Here is a 20,894-nt window from a genome sequence, read left to right as displayed (position 1 = left end):
AGGCGGGTCAGGCTTCCCAAGGGTTGAACATTGTGACGGCAGTATCGTCGAAATCGGCGACGTTGCGTGTGACCAGTATGAGATCGTGGAAGAGCGCCGTCGCGGCTATAAGCCCATCTGCGTCGCCGCGCGTGCGGATCGCGGAGATGCGACCCCATTGGGCAGCGATGTTCTCGTCTATGCCGAGAATTCGGTTTTCGTAGCTGTGGCGCAGACCGTGGAACCACGCTGCTAAATGGTTTGCAGTGTCGGGGTCGTTTCGCCGCTTCATTTCGATTCCGCGTGCGATTTCACCGAGCGTGATGACGCTTAGGAACAGAGACTGGCGCTCTTGCTTGATTATCCAGTCCGCCACTGGCCCCCCTCGCTTTCGCGCATCCGACACGACGTTCGTGTCCAGAAGAAACATCAGAGGTCCACGTCTCGGCCGGGCCCCTTGGAGCGGCGATTGACCTCTTCGACGAAGTCGTCGTCCCATTCGGGACCGGAAAGAAGGTATTCCGCAAGTGAGGGCTTAGAGCCGACGAGCCTTTCGTATTCTTCAGCGGCCAACACGACAGCAGCGGGCTTTCCACGCAAGGTGATGGTCTGCGGGCCCTTTTCACGAGCCTGCTGAACCAGCTTCGAGAGATTGTTTTTTGCGTCCTGCAGATGCCAGTTCATGGAAGGTACCTAGCTAGCTTGGCTAGATATAGCATCGCTGCAGCGATGCAGCAACAATGCTACTGTTAGGGCGGCGAGATCACCGAGGTTTATCGGCCGCCGAAAATCGCCGAGCCGACGCGGACGCTGGTGGCGCCGAAGGCTATGGCGGTCTCGAAGTCGCCGGACATGCCCATCGACAGTTTTGCGACCCCGGCCTCTTTGCCGAGCTTTTCCAGCAAGGCGAAATGCGGGCCGGGGTTTTCGTCGGCCGGCGGGATGCACATCAGGCCTTCGATGGCGAGGCCATGGACATCGCGGCAGCGGGCGACGAAGGCGACGGCGTCGCGCGGCTCGATGCCGGCCTTTTGCGGCTCCGAGCCGGTATTGACCTGGACGTAGAGTTTCGGCGTGCGGCCCTGGCGCACGATTTCCTTGGCGAGTTCGGCGGCGAGCTTTTCGCGGTCGACGGTCTCGATGACGTCGGCGAGAGCGACGGCTTCCCTCGCCTTGTTCGACTGCAGCGGGCCGATCAGATGCAGTTCGATATTAGGGAATTCCGCTTTCAAGGCCGGCCATTTGCCTTGCGCTTCCTGCACGCGGTTTTCGCCGAAGACGCGCTGGCCAGCCTCGATGACCGGGCGGATGACGTCGGTCTCAAAAGTCTTCGACACCGCAACCAGCGTCACCGAACCGGCGTCACGGCCGGCCTCGCGCTCGGCGGCAGCGATCCTCGTCTTGACGGCGAAAAACTGTTCGACGGCGCTGGCCATGCCCATATCCTGCCTGTCTTTAATCGTCTTGGCCGGCTCGCCGCAGTTGACGGGTCCGGCAATCCATGGTGAACACCGCGACGACATTTACCTCGGCCACCGGGCCTTGTCCGGCGGTCTGCGCCTGCTTTTAAGTGAAAATCATCCGATGGCAACCGAACGATACAATCCGCGCGCGTCAGAGCCCAAATGGCAGAAGGCCTGGGCCGAAAAGAAGCTGTTCGAAGCGCATAACGACGATCCGAAGCCGAAATACTACGTGCTGGAGATGTTCCCCTATCCCTCGGGGAAGATCCATATCGGCCACACCCGCAACTACACGATGGGCGACGTGGTGGCGCGCTACAAGCGGGCCAAGGGTTTCAACGTGCTGCACCCGATGGGCTGGGACGCTTTCGGCATGCCGGCCGAAAACGCGGCGATGCAGAACAAGGTCCATCCCAAGGAATGGACCTACGCCAACATCGCCGCCATGCGCGAGCAGCTCAAGATGATGGGCCTGTCGCTGGACTGGGCGCGCGAGTTCGCCACCTGCGACGTCGACTATTACCACCGCCAGCAGATGCTGTTCCTCGACTTCGTCGAAAAGGGGCTGGTGACGCGCAAATCCTCCAAGGTCAACTGGGACCCGGAGGATATGACGGTGCTCGCCAACGAGCAGGTCATCGACGGGCGCGGCTGGCGCTCGGGCGCGCTGGTCGAACAGCGTGAGTTGACGCAGTGGTTCTTCAAGATCACCGATTACGCGCAGGACTTGCTGGATTCGCTGAACGGTCTCGGCGAGTGGCCGGAAAAGGTCAAGCTGATGCAGCAGAACTGGATCGGCCGCTCGGAAGGGCTGCTGATCCGCTGGCCGCTGGCAGAGCCAAGTTCTAGCAAGATTGGTGGCGACACGAGCGAGCTGGAAGTCTACACGACCAGGCCCGACACCATTTTCGGCGCCTCCTTCATGGCGGTCGCCGCCGATCATCCGCTGGCCAGGAAGGCCGCCGAGAGCAATGTCGAACTGGCCAAGTTCATCGAAGAAATCAGACATATGGGCACGTCGGTGGCCGCACTGGAGACGGCCGAGAAGAAAGGTTTCGACACCGGCATCCGCGTCGTGCATCCGTTCGACGACTCGTGGACCCTGCCGGTCTACGTCGCGAATTTCGTTTTGATGGAATACGGCACCGGCGCCATATTCGGCTGCCCGTCGGGCGACCAGCGCGACCTCGATTTCGCCAACAGATACGGCCTGCCGGTGATCCCGGTGGTGATGCCGGAAGATGCCGACGCCAAAACCTTCCAGGTCACGGAAGACGCCTATGTCGATGACGGCGTGATGATCAATTCGCGTTTCCTCGACGGCATGAGGCCGGAGCAGGCGTTCGACGAGGTGGCAAAGCTCCTGGAGCAGAAAACCATAGGGGGGCGGCCAATGGCGGAGCGCAAGGTGAACTTCCGCTTGCGCGACTGGGGCATTTCGCGCCAGCGCTACTGGGGCTGTCCGATCCCCATGATCCATTGCGAGGATTGCGGCGTGGTTCCGGTGCCGAAAGCCGACCTGCCGGTCAAGCTGCCCGACGACATCGAGTTCGACCGTCCCGGCAATCCGCTCGACCGCCACCCGACCTGGCGGCATGTGAAGTGTCCGCAATGCGGCAAGGATGCGCGCCGCGAGACCGACACGATGGACACGTTCGTCGATTCGTCCTGGTATTTCGCGCGCTTTACAGCGCCCTGGGCCAATGAGCCGACGGAGCCGAAGGCTGCCGATGACTGGCTGGCCGTCGACCAGTATATTGGCGGCATCGAGCACGCGATCCTCCATCTGCTCTATTCGCGCTTCTTCACCCGCGCCATGCGCGCGACCGGGCATCTCGACCTGGCCGAGCCGTTCAAGGGCCTGTTCACGCAAGGCATGGTGGTGCATGAGACCTACCGCGTCGGCGGTGCGTCGAACAATGGCCGCTGGCTGTCGCCGGCTGAGGTCAGGATCGAGGATGTCGGCGGCAAGCGCCGCGCCATCGAGATCGCCACCGGCGAAGAGGCGGCGATCGGCTCACTCGAAAAGATGTCGAAGTCGAAGAAGAATACGGTAAGCCCGGAAGACATCACCGACGGCTACGGCGCCGACACCGCACGCTGGTTCATGCTGTCGGATTCGCCGCCCGAGCGCGACGTCGAATGGACGGACGATGGCGCCGCCGGCGCACATCGCTTCATCCAGCGCGTCTGGCGCCTGGTGTCGATCGCCGCCGAGACGCTTGACGGTGTCAAGCCGCACGCGGCGCTGGAGGGCGAGGCCGGCGCCGTTTCCAAGGCCGCGCACAAGATCCTGAAGGCCATCGGCGAGGATATCGAGAAGCTCGGCTTCAACCGCGCCATCGCCCGCATCTACGAACTGGCCAATGCGTTGACAACGCCGCTCAACGACGTCGCCGAGGGCAAGACCGACGCGGCGCTGAAAGGCGCCTGCCGCGAGGCGGTGGAGATCCTTGTGCATGTGGTCGCGCCGGTCATGCCGCATCTTGCCGAAGAGTGCTGGCACACGCTCGGCGGCACCGATCTGGTCGCCGAACGGCCTTGGCCTGTCTACGATCCGGCACTGGTGGTCGACAACGAGATCGTGCTCCCAGTTCAGGTCAACGGCAAGAAGCGCGGCGATTTGACAATTGCCCGCGACGCGGACCAAGGTGCGGTCGAAAAAGCGGTTCTGGCTCTCGACTTCGTGCACAAAGCGCTGGAAGGTAAGGCACCCCGCAAGGTGATCATCGTGCCGCAGAGGATCGTCAATGTCGTTGCTTGACTTCAGAAGGATGGGGCCTGATCTGGAAAAGACGACGCTATTGCTGCGCCGCGCAGCGCTGTACGGCATGGTCGCCTCGGTGGCGCTGGTTTCGGCCTGCACGGTGAGGCCGCTCTATTCCAGCGCGCCGCTGAGCGCCGGTTCCACGGTCAGCGCTTCGGCGGAACTGGCGTCGATCGCGGTCAAGCCGGTCAAGACACGCTACGCCCAGCAGGTCCGCAACAATCTGATCTTTGCCTTTGGCCAAGGCGCCGGCGAGCCGCCGGCGCCGGTCTACATGCTCGATCTCGGCGTCACCGAACTGGTCGAATCGGCCGCGGTGGTGCAGATCCAGACCGACGAAGACGAGCCGACGGCAGGCACGGTGACGCTGACCGCAAACTATGTGCTGACCGATGCCAGGACCGGCGTGGTGATCGCAACCGGCAAACGGTCGATCCCATCATCCTTCGACAAGCCGACGCAGGAGTTCGCCTCCTACCGGGCACAGCTCGACGCCGAGAACCGCGCCGCGCGTGAACTGGCTGAAATGGTGAGCCTGTCGGTCGCCCAGGACTTGGTCAGGCACGGCAAGAAGGCCTGAGCATTCCCTGGCGCTGCCAACTAGACTTTTAGCAGTCCGCAACAAAAAGGCCGGTTTCCCGGCCTTTTTTCGTTTGTATCGAACCGATCTCAGCCGATCTTCTGGCCGGTCTTGGCCCAGTCGGCAGCGAACTGATCCAGGCCCTTGTCGGTCAACGGGTGCTTGACCAGCGCCTTCAGCGTCGCGGCCGGCGCGGTAACGACATCGGCGCCGATCAGGGCTGCCTGCTTGACGTGGTTCACGGTGCGAACCGAAGCGACGAGGATCTCGGTGTCGAAATCGTAATTGTCGTAGATCTGCCGGATCTCCTGGATCAGTTCCATGCCGTCCGCGCCGGTATCGTCGACGCGGCCGACGAAGGGCGAGATGAACGAGGCGCCGGCCTTGGCCGCCAGCAGCGCCTGGTTGGCCGAGAAGCACAGCGTTACATTGACCATGCGGTTCATCTCGGTGCGGATCGTCTTGCAGGCGCGCAGGCCATCGAGCGTCAGCGGCACCTTGATGCAGACATTGTCGGCGATCTTGGCCAGGATGTTGGCCTCGGCCATCATGTCCTTGTATTCGACCGCAACGACCTCGGCCGAAACCGGGCCCTTGACGATGTCGCAGATCTGCTTGGTGACCTCGGCGATCTTGCCGCCGGATTTCAGGATCAGCGAGGGATTGGTGGTCACGCCGTCGAGCAGCCCCAGGTCGTTCAGTTCCTTGATGTCCTTGATGTCAGCGGTGTCGACAAAAAATTTCATGGGGGTCTCCTGAAAGATTTCCATGTGCATGCCATGCACATTCGGGGTTGCCCTTTGATCTAGACCAAAGTCGGGGCAAGGTCACGCCCGATGATCGAAGATTCGCCCTTTGTCGCAGCCGCGCCGGTGCTGGTGCCGATGCCCGCCGAACGGCCCTACACCTACGCTGTGCCCGCCGGCATGCGCGTGGTGCCGGGCTCGATCGTGCGCGTGCCGCTCGGTCCGCGCCAGGTTGCCGGCATCGTCTGGGATGGTGCGGTCGAGAATATCGACGCCAAAAAGCTGCGCCCGATCGAACAGGTCTTCGACTGCCCGCCGATCGACCGCGGCATGCGCCGCTTTGTCGACTGGCTGGCGCAGTACACGCTGTCGCCGCCCGGCGTGGTGGCGCGCATGCTGTTGCGCGCGCCGGAGGCGTTCGATCCCGAACCATGGATAGAGGGCCTGCAGCGGACCCTCGTCATGCCCGACCGGATGACGGATGCCAGGACGCGCGTGCTGGAGACGGCGGAAGGGGGGCTTGCCTGGACGCGATCCGGCCTGGCGCACGCGGCGGGCGTGTCGTCGACGGTGGTCGAGGGGCTCAAGGCGCAAGGCGTGTTCGAGACGGTGATGATCCCGCCTCGACCGGTGGTCGCCGCGCCCGATCCTTCCTACGCCATGCCGGAGCTGATGCCGGACCAGGCAGACGCGGCCGCCATGCTGCGCGCCAATGTCACGGCCGCTGCTTTCAACGTCACGCTGCTCGACGGCGTCACCGGTTCAGGCAAGACGGAAGTTTATTTCGAGGCGGTGGCGGCAGCCCTCGACCAGGGCAAGCAGGTGTTGATCCTTTTGCCGGAGATCGCGCTGACGCATGCCTTCCTCGAACGCTTTCAGCAGCGCTTCGGCGCCAAGCCGGCGGAATGGCATTCCGACCTGCCGCCCCGAATGCGCGAAAAGGTCTGGCGACAGGTGGCGGAAGGCGGCGTGCGCGTCGTCGCCGGCGCACGCTCGGCGCTGTTCCTGCCGTTCCGCGAGCTCGGGCTGATCGTCGTCGACGAGGAGCACGACCCTGCCTACAAGCAGGAGGACCGTGTCTTCTACAATGCCCGCGACATGGCGGTGGTGCGCGGCCATATCAGCGGCTTCCCGGTGGTGCTGGCGTCGGCGACGCCATCGGTCGAAAGCCGGGTCAATGCGCAGCAGGGCCGCTACAGCAGGGCGGTGCTGTCGGCGCGCTTTGCCGAAGCCGCGCTTCCCGATCTCAAGACGATCGACATGCGGCGCGCGCCGCCGGCCCGCGGCGGCTTTCTGTCGCCGCTGCTGATCGACCAGATGCAGCGTACGCTGGAGAAGAAGGAGCAGTCGCTGCTGTTCCTCAACCGGCGCGGCTATGCGCCGCTGACGCTGTGCCGTGTCTGCGGCCACCGCTTCGGCTGCCCGGTCTGTTCGGCCTGGCTGGTTGAGCACCGCTTTCGCGGCCAACTCGTCTGCCATCATTGCGGGCACAATGAGAAGCGGCCGGAGGCTTGTCCGGAATGCGGCACGCTCGACCATCTGGTCGCCTGCGGGCCTGGCGTCGAGCGGATAGCTGAAGAAGTCGTGGCGCATTTCCCCGACGCGCGCACGATCGTCCTGTCGTCCGATTTGATGGGTGGAGTGCGACGGCTGCGTCTGGAGCTTGAGGCCATTGCCAATGGCGAGGCCGACATCGTCATAGGCACGCAGCTGGTCGCCAAGGGCCATAACTTTCCCAGCATGACGCTGGTCGGTGTCGTCGATGCCGATCTCGGCCTCGCCAATGGCGATCCGCGCGCCGCCGAACGGACCTTCCAATTGCTCAGCCAGGTGACTGGACGCGCCGGCCGCACCGGCAAGAAGAGCCTCGGCCTGCTGCAGACTTTCCAGCCGGACCATCCGGTGATGCGGGCGATCGTCTCGGGCGATGCCGAGGCCTTTTACGAACGCGAGATCACTGAGCGCGAACGGGCAGCCCTGCCGCCCTTCGGCAGGCTTGCCGGCGTCATCGTCAGTGCGGTGACGCGGGCCGAGGCCGAAGGCCACGCGCGCGGCCTGCGCCGTGCAGCACCCCAGGCCAGCGACCTGTTCGTGCTCGGCCCGGCCGAGGCGCCGCTGTCGCTGCTTGGTGGGCGCCATCGTTTCCGCTTGCTGATCCAGGGTGAAAAGCGCGCCGACATCCAAGGCTTCATCCGCACCATGCTGGCCGAAGGGCCGAAGCAGCGCGGCTCGGTTCGCGTGCAGGTCGACATCGATCCGCAGAGCTTCTTGTAAGCACAAAGGCTGACGACGCCGCCGGCTGCCCTATGCCGTTTTGTCAAGAAAGCTCAACATCTTAGCGCCCGCTAAAATACGTTCTGCTCATATGCACAGCCCCGTCCGTTGCGGAACAATCCTGATCAAAGAACTCATAAAATAAATGTTGACTCCTTTTGTCATAAATTATAACTGGGCCTTTCCGCTCTGGCACTAGGGACCAGGGCATGGATGGGGGCAGCATGCGCAGATTTTACAGTTCACTTCTTTGGTCATCGGCTTTGGGTTGGTCGATCCTGGCAGGCGTGGCATTTGCCCAGGAAGCCGCCCCGACAGGCAAGCAGGAAGCCACGGTGCTCGACCAGATCCTGGTCACCGGCCGCAATGAAAGGTCCATTTCCAGCGTTGCCCAGTCTGTCCAGGTCGTGGAACGGCAACAGGTCGAGGAAGCCGCGCAGGAAAATATCGACGCCGCGACCCTGATCAGCCGCATCGTCCCCGGCTACGCGCCACGCAACCAGACCGTTTCCGGCGCTTCGGAAACCTTCCGCGGGCGCAGCGTTCTCATCATGGTCGACGGTGTGCCGCGCAACACACCGCTGCGGGACGTCTCACGCATCCTGTCGATGATCGACCTGAATTCGGTCGAGCGCATCGAAGTCATCAATGGCGCGTCCAGCCTTTATGGCGCCGGCGCCACCGGCGGCACGATCAACTTCATCACCAAGCGCGGCGACAGCGACAAGCCGAAGGTGACGGTGCGCACCGGCGTCACCGCCTTCACCGAAAACCCCGGCAAGTCGGCCGGGCCAAGCACCAGTGTCTCGGTCGAGGGCAAGAAAGGCGATTTCGACTATTTCTTCTCGGCGTCCGGTGATCTGTCGCGCCGCACCTATGACGGCCACGGCAACGAGATGGCTTCCGACGCCATGCTTGGGCAAGGCGGCGGCGACCGCACCGGCACGGGCAATCTCTTCGGCGTGGCCGGCTACCAGTTCGATTCCAGGCGCTTCGAGGCCAGCGTCGACTGGACCTATGCCAACCAGAAGCCGGACTGGTTCACCGATTACACGACCAATCCCGTCTCCCCGGATTTCGGCGATCCCTATGAAGGCAAGCCGCTGAAGGAAGGTTCGAAATATCTGACCGCCAAATACACCGACAGCGACTTCGCGCTCGGAAACCTCGAGGTCAAGGCGTTCTACAACGACATCTTCAAGCAGTCGCCCTTTACCAAATTCTCGGCCGTCAACAGCCAGGTGTATTTACCGACGAACCCGACGCGGCCGGTGATCCTGCCGCCGGGCACGGACCCGACCGCCGACTTCAACCAGACGGCGCTGCAATCGCGGCGCAGCGGCGTCAATCTGACCGTCAACACGCCGATGGACTTTATCGCCCAGGGCAGCACGCTGACCTGGGGCGCCGACTATGTCTTCGACGCCACCGATCAGCAGTTGACCAATGGCCAGGACGCCATCTCGCCCACGACCCAGAACTCGGTCGCCTTGTTTGCGCAGGGCGAAATTCCGGTGACGGATCGCTTTCGCATCAGCGGCGGCGCGCGCTACGACCAGTTCTATCTCAACGTTGAGGACTTCACCCGGCCTGCCGCCGCGGTCCTGCTTGGCCGCAACATCATAGGCCTGCCGGCGATCCGGGTGACCGGCGGCTCGTTCGACTACGACGCCGTCACCTTCAACGCCGGCGCCGTCTATGACCTGACCGAAAGGATGCAGCTTTTCGGCAATTTCTCGCAAGGCTACAGCCTCACCGACATTGGCGGCTTCACCCGCCGCGCTGGGTTGAACTCCAACGCAGAGACCTGCGACGCTTACGGCACCGCCATCAGGCCGCTGCTGCCCTGCACCAACGCGCCGGACTATGCGATCAGCTATGCCGATATCGCGCCCGAGCCCCAGCTTGTGAACACATGGGAAGCCGGCCTGCGCGGCGACTGGGGCGACTATCGCGGCGGCGTCAGCACCTATCTGTCGACCTCGGACAACGGCGTCAGCTACGACATCGTCAACAACCGGGTATCGCAGCAGAAGGAACGCATCTGGGGCGTCGAAGCCAATCTGGAGGCAGACCTCAGCGGCATGTTCACGCTGGGCGGATCTGTCGGCTATGTCGAAGGCAAATACGATGCGGATCGCGACGGCCACATCGAAGCCAACGAATATCTGCCCAACAACCGCATTCCCTCGACCTACAAAGGCCTGGTCTATCTCACGACCCATTTCGAGAACGAGCTGACCCTGCGCAGCGAGCTGGAGCTGTTCTCCGGGCGCGACCGCATCGCCACCCAGGAACTGGACGGTGCGGCTCTGGTCAATCTCGCCGTCTCGAAGAAGTTCGGCAATGAAAGCGTGCTGAACCTTGCCGTGCGCAATGTGTTCGACACCTACTACATCAACCCTTCCGCATCGGCGACCCGCGGCGCCGACGTTCCGGGTCTGGGACGTTCGGTTGCGTTGTCCTACCAGATCACATTCTGAGGGGCGGCGGTGGCGGTGTCTCTCCAACGAAACGGTGCATTGGTCTCGCTGCTGGCAGAAGCGCCAGCCGATCCGGCGGATGGCGCGCGCTATATCGAGGCGCTCGGCCGCCTTTCGCAGGAACGGGAGCCGTTCGTGCTCCTGGTCGATATCCGCATCGAGATCGCGCTGAGCGACGCCCAGCGCAAGGCGCAAAACCTCTGGTACAAGGCGGAACGCGAGCAGCTCGAAAAAGGCTGCCGCGCCTGTGCGCTGGTGCGCCCCGCCGCCGACGAGAACATGCAGCGCGTCTGGCAAAGCCTGTTCGGCTTTCCAGTGCTCGTCACCCGCAGCCGGGCGGAGGCCGGCGCCTTCCTGAACGGTTACGCACCGAAGGACTATGTCAAATGAGCGCCGACGCAGACCGGCCGGCGCCAGCCGGGCTTTCGCGCCTGCGGCTTTTCGTCGTTCTCGCCTGCCTTTATCTGGCGCAGGCCATCCCGAGCTATCTGTTTGCCGCGGCGATCCCGCCGATCCTGCGCGAGCAAGGCGTGTCGCGCACCGCCATCGGCATGATGGCGCTGCTGATGCTGCCGCTGGTGCTGAAATTCCTGTGGGCGCCGCTGGTCGATCGCTTTCGGCCAGTGGCCCGCGCCCATCGCGCCGGCTGGGTCATCATCACCCAGATCGGCGTCATCGCCGGCATCGCCGCCATGCTTTGGATCGAGCCGACCGATGTCGCCGGTATCTTTGCCGTCGGCCTTGTCGTGAGCCTGTTGATGTCGACCCAGGACATCGCCACCGACGGCTACGCGGCCAAATATCTCGACCCGAAGGACAGGCCGATCGGCAATGCGATCCAGGGCGGCGCCGTCGCGCTCGGCGTCGTTCTCGGCGGCACGCTCGGCCTGTTGGCTTATCATCATGCCGGCTGGCAAACCATGGTGGCCATGGTGGCCGCGCTGTCCATCATCCCGCTGGTCGCCGCCTTCGCCATGCGCGAGACCGATCCCGTCGCCAGCGCGCCGCAGGCGTCCATGGACCGCCCCTCGATCCTGCGTTTCCTGCGCCGGCCGGAGGCGCGCCAGATCCTGTGGATCGCGCTCATCTACCGCGCCAGCGAGGGGCTGGTGAAGTCGATGGAAGGCTCCTATCTCGTCGATGCCGGCGTGCCGCTCGACATCATCGGTTATCTCTCGGGGGGTGCCGCGCTCACCGTCGGGCTCGGCGGCTCGGCGCTGGCGGCGTGGCTGCTGCACAAAAGGGGCGCCGCCTCGGTGCTCGGCCTGCTCGGCGCGCTGCGAACCATCTGCTTCCTGATCTTCGCGCTGCACGCTTTCGGCGCTATCGCCGGCTTCTGGCCGATCTTCGGCGCCTCGTTCCTGCAGACGCTGGTGCGCTACATGGAGATCGTGGCGCTCTACAGCCTGTTCATGTCCGTCACGTCGTCGGACCAACCCGGCACCGATTTCACCATCCTGTCCTGCGCCCAGCTTATCGTCTATCTCGTCGGCTCCATGCTGGCCGGCCGCCTCGCCGACATGCTCGGCTACTCCGCGCTGTTCACCCTGGCGACAGTGCTGTCGGGCGTCGCCGTGGTGGCGACCTATCGCATGCTGAATGCCCATTTCGCCGATGCCGCAAAAGCCCAGCCGGGTACTCCGATGCAGCCGCTGCCGGAGGTCGCCGAATGAGCGCGGTTTGGCTAGTGCTTGCGAACCATGGCAGCGAGACAGGCAGCGGCCAGCGCCAGCGCCGCGCAGTCGGCCAGCGGCGCAAAGGGCCAGAGCGTGAAGGCAAAGCCGCCGGCCAATGCGCCGATGCTCTGGCCGAGTACATGGGTGCTGGTGAGCCAGCCGGCCGCCGCGCCCTGCTCGCCGGGCTCCAGGCGCTTCATCAGCCAGGCGGTGTAGCCGGGTGTCGCCAGGGCAATGCCGGCCGCCGCCACCACCAGAGACGCTGCCGAGGCAACATGGCTGGCCGTGACGGCCAGCGCCGTCATGCCGACGCAAACCATGAGACAGCCGACGACGACGCTGTTGCGCTCCGCCAGCCGCAGGCGCGCCATGAGCAGTCCCTGGACCAAAACCATGACGATGGCGACCAGCATCAGGGCCAGGCCGGTCACCGTCGTGGCCTGCGTCGCACCAAGGCCAAAACGCTGCTGGGCCATCGGGCCGAGCATCATCTGCACCTGTCCGAAGCCGAGCGTCAGGCACAAGCCCATCGCCAGGCAAGGCAGAGCGCGGCGATCGAAGGGCGATATTCCACGGCCGACGTCGGCTGCCTTGCCGTCGCTCCGTCCGCCGGCTTCCCCTTTGCCCGGCGCGAGCCACAGCAACAGCGGGCTGAACAGGAACAGGATGGGCGGCAGCAGCGGCGACAGGACGGCAGCCGTTGCCGCCAGCGCGCCGGCCAGCCGCCCCATGCTGACGCCGGCGCCAAGCAGTCCCAGCGCGGCCTGTCGCCTGTCATCGGCAACCGAGCGGCTGGCCCAGACCTGCGCCGTCGGCATGACGCCGGACGTGGCAAAACCGTACACGGTTCGCGAAAGCATCAGCAAAGCGATGCCGAGCGCGGCTCCCATGCCGGCTATCAGCAGAATGGCGAACACCGCCTGGCCGGCCAGCATGGAGAGGCCGAGCAAGCGCAGCAGCCTGGCATGGCCAAGCCGCTCGCCCATACGGCCCCACAGCGGCGAGCCGACCAGAAAGGCCGCCGCGCCGACAGCAGTTGCCGCGCCGATCGCAAACGTGTCGAGCCTCAGCCGCTCCATCACCAGGGGAACGAGCGATACGAAGGCCGACTGGCCGAAGCCGATTGCCGAGACCGCGATTGCCAGGCGGCGAAGAAGCGAAGATCGATTTTTCATACTGGTCGTCATAACGCGAAGCTTATTTCCTGGTTAGAATAAATAATCAACAGAAATGTTCTAATAACCACAGCGTATAAGATATAATACTACAGTATTGTGTGGATTTATGAGGATGCACATGGAACAAGTAAAACCAGAATCTTCCTCTGCATTAAGCCCGTTCCTCAACGCGTTGCTGCGGGAATGGGATGGCTGGGAATTCGTCGACGCCAGCCAAACCGGGCTGTTTCGGCCGCAGGCGGCCGTGCTGCGTCTGAATTTCCCTGCCTCGCGCGCGGCGGTGCTCGTCGAGGCGCGGCATCGCTCGAAGGTTGGTTACCACGAGTTCGCGATGCCGCTCTGGCGCCTCGATATTAGTAGCGAGGGGGCCGATGGCGAGGCGTCCGAGATCGACCTTTTCAGTCTTTTGGCGCTGATCCTGGCGGAGCCTGACATTGCCGGCCGGGCGACAGCGAAAAGCCGACTGACCTTCCTGCGCCGCAGCCTGGCCAGCATCGCCGCAATCGCTGACGCGACTGCGGCGCGTGGATCGTCGCGGCCCTTCTCCGAAGGCGATCCTGATTTCATCGATGCCGAAAGCGCCCTGCGCTTCGGCCATGCCGTGCATCCGGCGCCGATGAGTCGCGAAGAGTTCACGCACACGGATTCCGCGCGCTTCGGGCATGAATACTGCAATGCGTTCAAACTGCGCTGGTGGGCCGTCGACCCGACCATCCTCACTGGGGGCAGCGTCGAGCCGCTAGATGTCACCGAGATGGTCCGCGGGCTTGCCGCCAGCGATCCGCAGCTGCTTGCTCGGGCTGGCAAGCAACAGGGCAAGGTTCTCGTTCCGATGCATCCGTGGCAGGCCGTACGGCTCATGCTGGAAGACCGCGTCGAGCGCCTGTTTTGCGCCGGCCGTATCGTCGATGTTGGGCTCGGCGGACCAGCGTGGCGGGCCACGACCTCGCTGCGCACGGTTCATTCAGCTGAAGCCGAGTGGATGCTGAAATTCTCGCTCAGCCTGCGCCTGACCAATTCCAGGCGCATCGTCGAGGAGCATGAGTGCCGGCGCGGCCTTTCGGTGCACCGGCTGGTCAAGGGCAAGCTCGGCTATGCCTTGCAGCGGCGCTGTCCGACCATGACGGTGCTGGGTGAGCCCGCCTGGTTCGGCCTGCGTGGCGAAGACGGCCGGCTGATGACGGATACCATCGTCTCGTTTCGCGAAAATCCGTTTCGCGGCACGGGCAATCCGCCGGCTGCCGTTCTCGGCGCGCTTTGCGAGCGCCATCCCGGCCGTACCGAAAGCCATCTGTCCGACCTGGTCCACCGTATCGCCCGCGACGAGAAGCGACCTGTCGAGGAAACGGCGCGTTTGTGGTTCGAGCGTTTCCTTTATGCCGCCATCGAGCCGTTTATCGTTGCCTTCTCGGAATTCGGCCTGCTGTTCGGCGCCCATCAGCAGAACCTCGTCGTCGGTCTTTCCGGAGGCTGGCCGAATGCGCTCTATTTTCGCGACTGCCAGGGCACCGGTTATGTCGAGGAATTTCTGCCCAGGCTGCGCGAATTCGTGCCCGAGGCCGGTCAGGCGGGCGATCATGTCTTCCCAGCGGAAGCGGCCGCGAAGCTGTTCGGCTACTATCTGGTCGTCAATGGCGCTTTCGCCGCCGTCGCAGCCCTTGCCGCCGCTGGCCTCACCAACGAAGACGATCTGCTGGCGATATTCCGCCGCTCGCTCGAGCGGCTGGCCGCCACGCCGATGGCTGACCGGTCCTGCGTCGACTATTTGCTCAACGCGCCGACGCTTGCTGCCAAGGGCAATTTCCTGATCGCGCTGCGCGACATCAATGAGAACACCGAGGTGACCGACCCGCTGGCCGGTTACGTCGAGCTTCCCAACCCCCTGCATGTGAGAGAATACGCATGAACATCGAGGCTGCGAAAAACTGGTCACCCGCCACCGTCGCCGGCAACGAAGGATGGCAGCATCTGGCCTCGGCCGCGGAGCCGCTCGCCATCCGTGCCGGCGATGGCCATGTCAGCCTGGTCAACGCTGAGGGAACAGCGGTGGGACAGGCCCGCATCTCCGACGCGGATGGCCGCCTGCTCATCGACGATGTCGCGTTCATTGGGGGCCGCCTCGACCAACCGCAAATCCTGGCAGGTCTCGTCGACGCCGCGCTGCGCCTGCATCCTTCCTTCGACTGCGCCTTCCTGCCGGCGGCGAAGACGCTGTGGCCGGTTTCGGCGCTGGCCACCGAGACGGTTCCGGGTGAACCGGAATGCGCCGTCATCCATCGCTCGGTCCTGCGCCAGCTGCCGCTGCTGTGGCGCAGCCAGGCCTCGCATGTCACCTATCCGGCATTGACGACCGCTATCGGCCCGGAAGACCGGCTGCCGCCATTGCGCCAACCGCGCCCCTGCGGCCCGATGTACGAACGCTGGATTCCGGAAATCGGCGTCACCGTGTCGCTGCGGCCGATCGACCGCCGGACCGATCTCGACCTCTTCCATCGCTGGATGAACGATGGCCGCGTCGCCTTCTTCTGGGAACTTGCCCAGAGCCATGAGGATCTCGACAAATATCTCGCCGAGCAGGAAAGCGATCCGCATATTTTCGGCGTCATCGCCAGCTTCGACGGCGAGCCGACCGGCTATTTCGAGTTCTACTGGGCCAAGGAGGACCGGCTCGGGCCCTATTATGAGCCGCTCGACTGGGACCGCGGCTGGCATGGGCTGATCGGCAATATGCGCCATCTCGGCCGGCCGAAGACGCTGTCACTGTTCCGCTCCGTCACCCACTATCTGTTCCTCGACGAGCCGCGCACGCAGCGCGTCGTCGGCGAGCCACGCGCCGCGCACCAGAAGATGCTGAGCTATTGCGCCGGCGCCGCCTACGACAAGGTCAAGGAGTTCGACTTCCCGCACAAGCGCGCGGCGCTGGTCTGCTGCGAACGCGAGCGCTTCTTCCGCGAGGTGCCGCTGTGACGGTGCAGCAACCGATTGCCAAAGCGGGGGAGGCGACACGCTGGGCCGCGATCAACCGCGACGCCGTCGCCAAGGCCATTTCCGAACTGACCTTCGAGGAGTGCCTGTCGCCGCGCGAGCTTTCGCCCGGCCGATGGGAGCTGACGCCCGGCCCCGGCGTGACCTATCGCTTTGCCGCGACGCGGCGCCTGTGGGGCCAGATCGCCGTCCGTCCGGAGACGCTGACTCGCGACGCCGGCATCGAGCTGCCGGTCGACGATGCGGTCGCCTTCTTCGCCGACGCGCGCGAGACGCTCGGCATGTCGCCGGCAACATTCTGCATCTATGCGAAGGAGCTTTACAACACGCTGATGGCCGACATGCGGATCGCCAAGGCACGCGGCAATCGACCGGCCGCCGATCTAGCCGCGCTGCCGGATACCGAGTTGCAGGCATTGCTCGACGGCCATCCGAAGGCCCCTGCCAACAAGGGACGGCTTGGCTGGGGACGGGACGACTTCGAGCGCTACGCGCCAGAATCGGCCACCGCATTCCAGCTCTTCTGGCTTGCCGCCGCCAGCGATCGCTGCCTGCTGGCGCTTGACTGCGGGCTCGACGAAGAGGCGCTGCTGCAGGCCGCACTCGGCGACTACGAGCGCGCAAGGCTCGAAGCGGCTTTCAGCGCCGCCGGGATCTCGCGATCGACGCATAGGCTGCTGCCGGTCCACCCCTGGCAGTGGCAGGCGATGATCGCCTCGCAATATGGTAGCGAGATCGCCGCCGGCCGGCTGGTGCCGCTTGGCCAGTTCGGCGATCCGTTCCTGCCCTTGCAGTCGCTGCGCACGCTTGCCAATGTGGCACGGCCCGAGGCGCTGCACGTCAAGCTGCCGCTGACCGTCCTCAACACCTCAGCGTGGCGCGGCGTGCCGGGCAAATACATGGCGATCGGCGCCGATCTGTCGCGCTGGCTGGCCACGGTGGCGGCCGCGGACCCGGTGCTCAAGGACGTCAAGGTCTTGCAGGAAGTCGCCGGCGCCTTCTATCCGCATCCGCACTATACCGGCGTTGAAGGCGCGCCCTATCAGTTTTGCGAGATGCTGGGCGCCATATGGCGCGAAAGCCCCGAAAAGGATCTGACAGCGGGCCAGCGGCCGATGATGATGGGCGCCCTGCCGCAGCGCGACGCGCATGGCAGGCCGATCGCCAGCGCCCTGATGGAGCAGTCCGGCCTTGGTCCGGAGGCATGGCTCGATCGCCTGTTCTCCACGGCCTTCGTGCCGCTCTACCACTTCATGTGCCGTTACGGCGTCGGCTTCATCGCCCATGGCCAGAACGTCACCATCATCCTCGACGGAGCGACGCCTCTCGGCGTGGCGGTCAAGGATTTCCAGGGCGACCTCGATCTCGTCGACCAGCCGTTTCCCGAACTGGCCGGCCTCGACCCCAAAATCCTGTCGACGCTGAAGCGCCGGCCGCCGGCACATCTTCTCCAGCATCTGCAAACGGGACACATCGTCAGCGTTCTGCGCTTCCTATCCGAGGCGCTGGCCGCCTATGACCGCTTCGACGAGAGGACTTTCTACGCCATCCTGGCCGCCGCCATCCGGCGCTACCAGGCGCAGAACCCGGATCTGTCGGAACGGTTCGCGCTCTTCGATCTGTTTGCTCCGAAGATCCCACGCATCGCCATCAACAAGGTGCGCTTCGCCATCGGCTACGGCGACAGCGGCGAACGCCCTCTGCCCGACCTTGGCACACCGCTCGACAATCCGCTTAACCCCGAGTCAGCCCGGCGATCTCCCATCAGCCCAGCCAGCTCCATAAGGAGTTCGCCATGACCCATACGCTTGACCTCGCAGGCATCGGCATCGGGCCGTTCAATCTCAGCCTCGCCGCCCATCTCGATGCGGTGGACGGCGTCGAAGCGCGCTTCTTCGATCGGGCGACGCGGCTCGAATGGCATCCGGGCATGATGCTGCCGGGCGTCGAACTGCAGACATCCTTCCTCAAGGATCTCGTCACCGCGACGCATCCGACCAGCCCATGGTCGTTCATGTCCTATCTGGTCGCGCAGAAGCGGTTCTATGAATTCCTCAACGCGGATTTCTCAGCCATCCCGCGGCCGGAATTCGCCCGCTATCTCGGATGGGTCGGCGAGAACTTGTCTTCGCTGCGCTTCGCCAGCGCCGTCGACCGGATCGACTTCGACGGAACGAATTTCAGGCTGCGTATCGGCCGCGAGCAGGTGAACGCGCGCAATCTCGCCATTGCCGTCGGGCTGGTGCCTAACATCCCCGCCTGGGCGCGGGCGGCGGCCTCCGATCAATGCTTCCACAACGCCCAGGCCGCCAACCGCCTCGATCGCCTGAGCGGACAGCGTGTCGCCGTGATCGGCGGTGGCCAGAGCGGCGCCGAAGTGCTTCTGCATCTGATCTCCTCCGACGGCTTCGCCGGCCGCGAAATCGAGTGGATCTCGATGCGGCCGAATTTCCTGCCACTGGACGACTCGCCTTTCACCGACGAACTCTTCACGCCGGGCTATGTCGAAAACTTCCATCGGCTGCCGCAAGGGCGGCGCGAGACGATCCTGGAACAGCAGCTGCTTGCCGGTGACGGCGCATCGACGAGCACGCTGAAGGCGATCTATCGCCAGCTTTACACGCTGCGGCACCTCTCGGAGGAAACGACGGCGGTCAACATGACGCCGCACCGCGAAGTGCTGAACGTGACGCGGGAAGGCAGCGAATACCGGCTGATCATGCGCAACGGCTTCGACGGCGCCATCGAGACGCGCACCGTGGATGCGGTGGTTCTGGCCACCGGCTATGCCTTTGCCATTCCTGATTGCATGGCACCGCTCATGAACAGGATCGCGCTGGACGAGCGCGGTCATTACAGGCTCAACGCCAGCTTCGAGGTCGAATGGGACGGGCCCGACGACCGCCGGATCTACGCGCTCAATGCCGGCCGGCTCAGCCATGGCATAGCCGAGCCGCAGCTCAGCCTGATGGCTTGGCGCAGCGCCAAGATCGTCAATTCGCTGCTCGGGCGGGCACAGTTCGATCTCGATCTGCCCGATCCGCCGGTTGCCTGGAGTTCAAGGCACACGATACAAAGCCTGCATCATCTCGGCGCCAATGCGAGGATGACCGAATCGGGCGCCCGGTGATGTTTGTGGAGGCGGGCCGAAGAGCGTGGTACGGCGCGCGTTAAGGTTGACATCGACCCGTAAAGCTTTTCTGTGAGAGAGATCGTTCGGTCCTGCTGGAGGCTCAGCGCATGAAAACCCTTGGCCTCATCGGCGGCATGAGCTGGGAATCGACGGCGATCTATTATCGCCTGCTCAACGAGATCGTGCGCGAGCGGCTGAGCGGGCTGCATTCGGCAAAGCTGTTGCTCTATTCCTTCGATTTCGCCGAAATCGCCGACCGGCAGCATCATGGCGACTGGGACAGTGCGGGCGTGCTGCTGGCGGATGCCGCGCGCAAGCTGGAGGCGGGCGGCGCAGAGGGGCTTTTGATCTGCACCAACACCATGCACAAGCTCGCCGACCGGGTGCAGGCGGCGGTGTCGATCCCGCTTATCCACATTGCCGACGCCACGGCCGTCGCGGTCAAGGGCGCCGGCGTCAAGCGGCCGGCGCTGCTGGCGACCCGCTTCACCATGGAGCAGGATTTCTACAAGGGCCGGCTGACGGAGAAATACGGGCTGCAGCCCGTGGTGCCGGACCAGGCCGGGCGCGACATGGTGCACCAGGTAATCTACGACGAGCTTTGCCGGGGCATCGTCAACGCGGCATCGAAGGCGGCCTATATCGACGAGGTCGCCCGTCTGCGGCGCGATGAGAAGATCGATGGCGTCATCATGGGCTGCACCGAGATCACCATGTTGATTGGCGAGCGCGATTTCGACATTCCGGTGTTCGACACCACGCGCATCCATGCTGAGGCGGCGGTCGCATTCATGCTGCCCTGAAGGGTCAAAACAAGGATCAGGGCTGGGCAGCCACGGCGACATTGCCGCTGCCGGCCACTTTCAGCTTCCATCGATCTGCTTCCGTGCCGGCCAGATTGAGGTGCCCGGTCAGGAAATAAAGGCGACCGGTGTCGGGGCCTTTGGCTGTGCAAAACCGGTCCTGCAGATAGGAGGGAGGCGTCGCCTGATAATACAGGTTGGCCACGATGCTGGCCGGACGCGTGCGCGGCCTAAACAGCCTTCCGCTCCTTCACGAATTGCGCGCCGAAACTGCCGCGCGCTTGACTTCTTTTTGCAGCGACATTCAATGCATCCGGCATTGCTGTGAGGGGATGAAAGCAAGATGGAATTCGCGTTTCCGTGGCCGACCAGCCAGGGCGAATGGCTGGCTTGGTCCAGCGCCGTCGTCACCTTGGCGCTCGGTCTGCTGTTTTTCCTCGCGCCAGGGCTGGCATTTCGGATTCTGCGGCTGCAGGTCCGGCCCGAAAGGGCAGCGGCAATCGCGGAAGGGCGCGGCCGCATGTCGGGCTTCTATCTCGGCGTCAGCCTGTGCTGCATTCTGTTGGCGCAGCCGTGGCTCTATATGGCACTCGGCTTTTCCTGGCTGTTCACCGCTTTTGGCCGTTTGCTGTCGATGATGTCGGACGGCGCCAACACGCCTTTCAACTGGGCGTCGATCGTCGTCGAACTCGTCCTGGCCGCGTTGCCGCTTGCCTTCGTCTTCGGCTTTCTGCCCTGAATCGGCAGCCAATCCAAAGGCTTCGGTTGAACTCTGCGGCCGGATGCGACAATAGTGCCCGAAAAGCATGCGGGACGACGCATTGCGG

General features: G+C 64.1%; 18 protein-coding genes. 12 read left to right on the top strand and 6 right to left on the bottom strand.

Annotated features, from left to right (window positions below; all coding sequences use genetic code 11):
• Positions 1–7 precede the first annotated feature (7 nt).
• From NKI35_RS25610 to NKI35_RS25600, 3 genes are all read right to left on the bottom strand, one after another.
• Positions 8–409 carry a type II toxin-antitoxin system VapC family toxin gene (locus tag NKI35_RS25610; RefSeq protein WP_023747324.1) on the bottom strand — a complete coding sequence of 134 codons (402 nt, stop codon included), beginning with the start codon at positions 407–409 and terminating at the stop codon, positions 8–10.
• Positions 409–663, bottom strand: coding sequence for a type II toxin-antitoxin system Phd/YefM family antitoxin (locus NKI35_RS25605; RefSeq protein ID WP_023684084.1), 255 nt, complete (start codon positions 661–663; stop codon positions 409–411). The genes NKI35_RS25610 and NKI35_RS25605 overlap by 1 nt, the downstream gene beginning before the upstream one ends.
• Positions 664–752: 89 nt before the next feature.
• A complete protein-coding gene (locus tag NKI35_RS25600; RefSeq protein ID WP_023745345.1) occupies positions 753–1,415 on the bottom strand; it encodes a YggS family pyridoxal phosphate-dependent enzyme in 663 nt (220 codons plus the stop codon).
• A 148-nt stretch (positions 1,416–1,563) separates the two neighbouring features.
• Between NKI35_RS25600 and leuS the strand changes: the two genes are divergently transcribed.
• Positions 1,564–4,206: a leucine--tRNA ligase gene (gene leuS / locus NKI35_RS25595; protein ID WP_023747323.1), complete on the top strand. Its 2,643-nt coding sequence runs from the start codon at positions 1,564–1,566 to the stop codon at positions 4,204–4,206.
• Complete coding sequence (locus NKI35_RS25590; RefSeq protein WP_023831794.1) at positions 4,193–4,789, top strand: LPS assembly lipoprotein LptE; 597 nt, start codon at positions 4,193–4,195, stop codon at positions 4,787–4,789. The genes leuS and NKI35_RS25590 overlap by 14 nt, the downstream gene beginning before the upstream one ends.
• A gap of 89 nt (positions 4,790–4,878) precedes the next feature.
• Here NKI35_RS25590 and fsa read toward each other — a convergent pair whose 3' ends face one another.
• Positions 4,879–5,535 (bottom strand): fructose-6-phosphate aldolase, encoded by a 657-nt coding sequence (gene fsa, locus NKI35_RS25585; protein ID WP_023688874.1) that lies wholly within the window; start codon positions 5,533–5,535, stop codon positions 4,879–4,881.
• Between the two features lie 90 nt (positions 5,536–5,625).
• Between fsa and NKI35_RS25580 the strand changes: the two genes are divergently transcribed.
• The 4 genes from NKI35_RS25580 (at position 5,626) to NKI35_RS25565 (ending at position 11,965) form a co-directional block, all read left to right on the top strand.
• On the top strand, positions 5,626–7,809 hold the full coding sequence (locus tag NKI35_RS25580) for a primosomal protein N' (RefSeq protein WP_352444810.1): 2,184 nt from the start codon (positions 5,626–5,628) through the stop codon (positions 7,807–7,809).
• A 224-nt stretch (positions 7,810–8,033) separates the two neighbouring features.
• The gene (locus NKI35_RS25575; protein WP_352741757.1) at positions 8,034–10,292 is read left to right on the top strand and encodes a TonB-dependent receptor; all 2,259 of its coding nucleotides are present in this window, start codon (positions 8,034–8,036) and stop codon (positions 10,290–10,292) included.
• A gap of 15 nt (positions 10,293–10,307) precedes the next feature.
• On the top strand, positions 10,308–10,682 hold the full coding sequence (locus NKI35_RS25570) for a hypothetical protein (RefSeq protein WP_155922495.1): 375 nt from the start codon (positions 10,308–10,310) through the stop codon (positions 10,680–10,682).
• A complete protein-coding gene (locus tag NKI35_RS25565; RefSeq protein ID WP_023827094.1) occupies positions 10,679–11,965 on the top strand; it encodes a RhtX/FptX family siderophore transporter in 1,287 nt (428 codons plus the stop codon). Before NKI35_RS25570 ends, NKI35_RS25565 begins: the two co-directional genes overlap by 4 nt.
• A gap of 11 nt (positions 11,966–11,976) precedes the next feature.
• On the opposite strand, the gene NKI35_RS25560 is transcribed toward NKI35_RS25565, so the two are convergent.
• A complete protein-coding gene (locus NKI35_RS25560) occupies positions 11,977–13,143 on the bottom strand; it encodes an MFS transporter (RefSeq protein WP_352741756.1) in 1,167 nt (388 codons plus the stop codon).
• Positions 13,144–13,264: 121 nt separating this feature from the next.
• Here NKI35_RS25560 and NKI35_RS25555 point away from each other — a divergent pair, with 121 nt between their 5' ends.
• From NKI35_RS25555 to NKI35_RS25535, 5 genes are all read left to right on the top strand, one after another.
• Positions 13,265–15,052 (top strand): IucA/IucC family protein, encoded by a 1,788-nt coding sequence (locus tag NKI35_RS25555; protein WP_352741755.1) that lies wholly within the window; start codon positions 13,265–13,267, stop codon positions 15,050–15,052.
• A complete protein-coding gene (locus tag NKI35_RS25550; RefSeq protein WP_352741754.1) occupies positions 15,049–16,113 on the top strand; it encodes a GNAT family N-acetyltransferase in 1,065 nt (354 codons plus the stop codon). The genes NKI35_RS25555 and NKI35_RS25550 overlap by 4 nt, the downstream gene beginning before the upstream one ends.
• Positions 16,110–17,930 carry an IucA/IucC family protein gene (locus NKI35_RS25545; protein ID WP_352741753.1) on the top strand — a complete coding sequence of 607 codons (1,821 nt, stop codon included), beginning with the start codon at positions 16,110–16,112 and terminating at the stop codon, positions 17,928–17,930. Before NKI35_RS25550 ends, NKI35_RS25545 begins: the two co-directional genes overlap by 4 nt.
• Positions 17,927–19,261, top strand: coding sequence for a lysine N(6)-hydroxylase/L-ornithine N(5)-oxygenase family protein (locus tag NKI35_RS25540; RefSeq protein ID WP_023668667.1), 1,335 nt, complete (start codon positions 17,927–17,929; stop codon positions 19,259–19,261). The genes NKI35_RS25545 and NKI35_RS25540 overlap by 4 nt, the downstream gene beginning before the upstream one ends.
• 110 nt (positions 19,262–19,371) lie before the next feature.
• Positions 19,372–20,067 carry an aspartate/glutamate racemase family protein gene (locus NKI35_RS25535; RefSeq protein ID WP_023684097.1) on the top strand — a complete coding sequence of 232 codons (696 nt, stop codon included), beginning with the start codon at positions 19,372–19,374 and terminating at the stop codon, positions 20,065–20,067.
• Positions 20,068–20,083: 16 nt separating this feature from the next.
• Here the strand turns inward: NKI35_RS25535 and NKI35_RS25530 are convergent, their stop codons facing one another.
• The gene (locus tag NKI35_RS25530) at positions 20,084–20,272 is read right to left on the bottom strand and encodes a hypothetical protein (protein ID WP_023698227.1); all 189 of its coding nucleotides are present in this window, start codon (positions 20,270–20,272) and stop codon (positions 20,084–20,086) included.
• A 138-nt stretch (positions 20,273–20,410) separates the two neighbouring features.
• On the opposite strand from NKI35_RS25530, the gene NKI35_RS25525 reads away from it, so the two are divergent.
• Positions 20,411–20,806 carry an AGROH133_08824 family phage infection protein gene (locus tag NKI35_RS25525; protein WP_023684099.1) on the top strand — a complete coding sequence of 132 codons (396 nt, stop codon included), beginning with the start codon at positions 20,411–20,413 and terminating at the stop codon, positions 20,804–20,806.
• Positions 20,807–20,894: the final 88 nt, after the last annotated feature.

The organism is Mesorhizobium sp. M0676, assembly GCF_040320535.1.
Taxonomy (GTDB): domain Bacteria; phylum Pseudomonadota; class Alphaproteobacteria; order Rhizobiales; family Rhizobiaceae; genus Mesorhizobium.
Note: the sequence above shows the minus strand (reverse complement) of the source record. Positions and strands in the feature narration are given on the sequence as shown.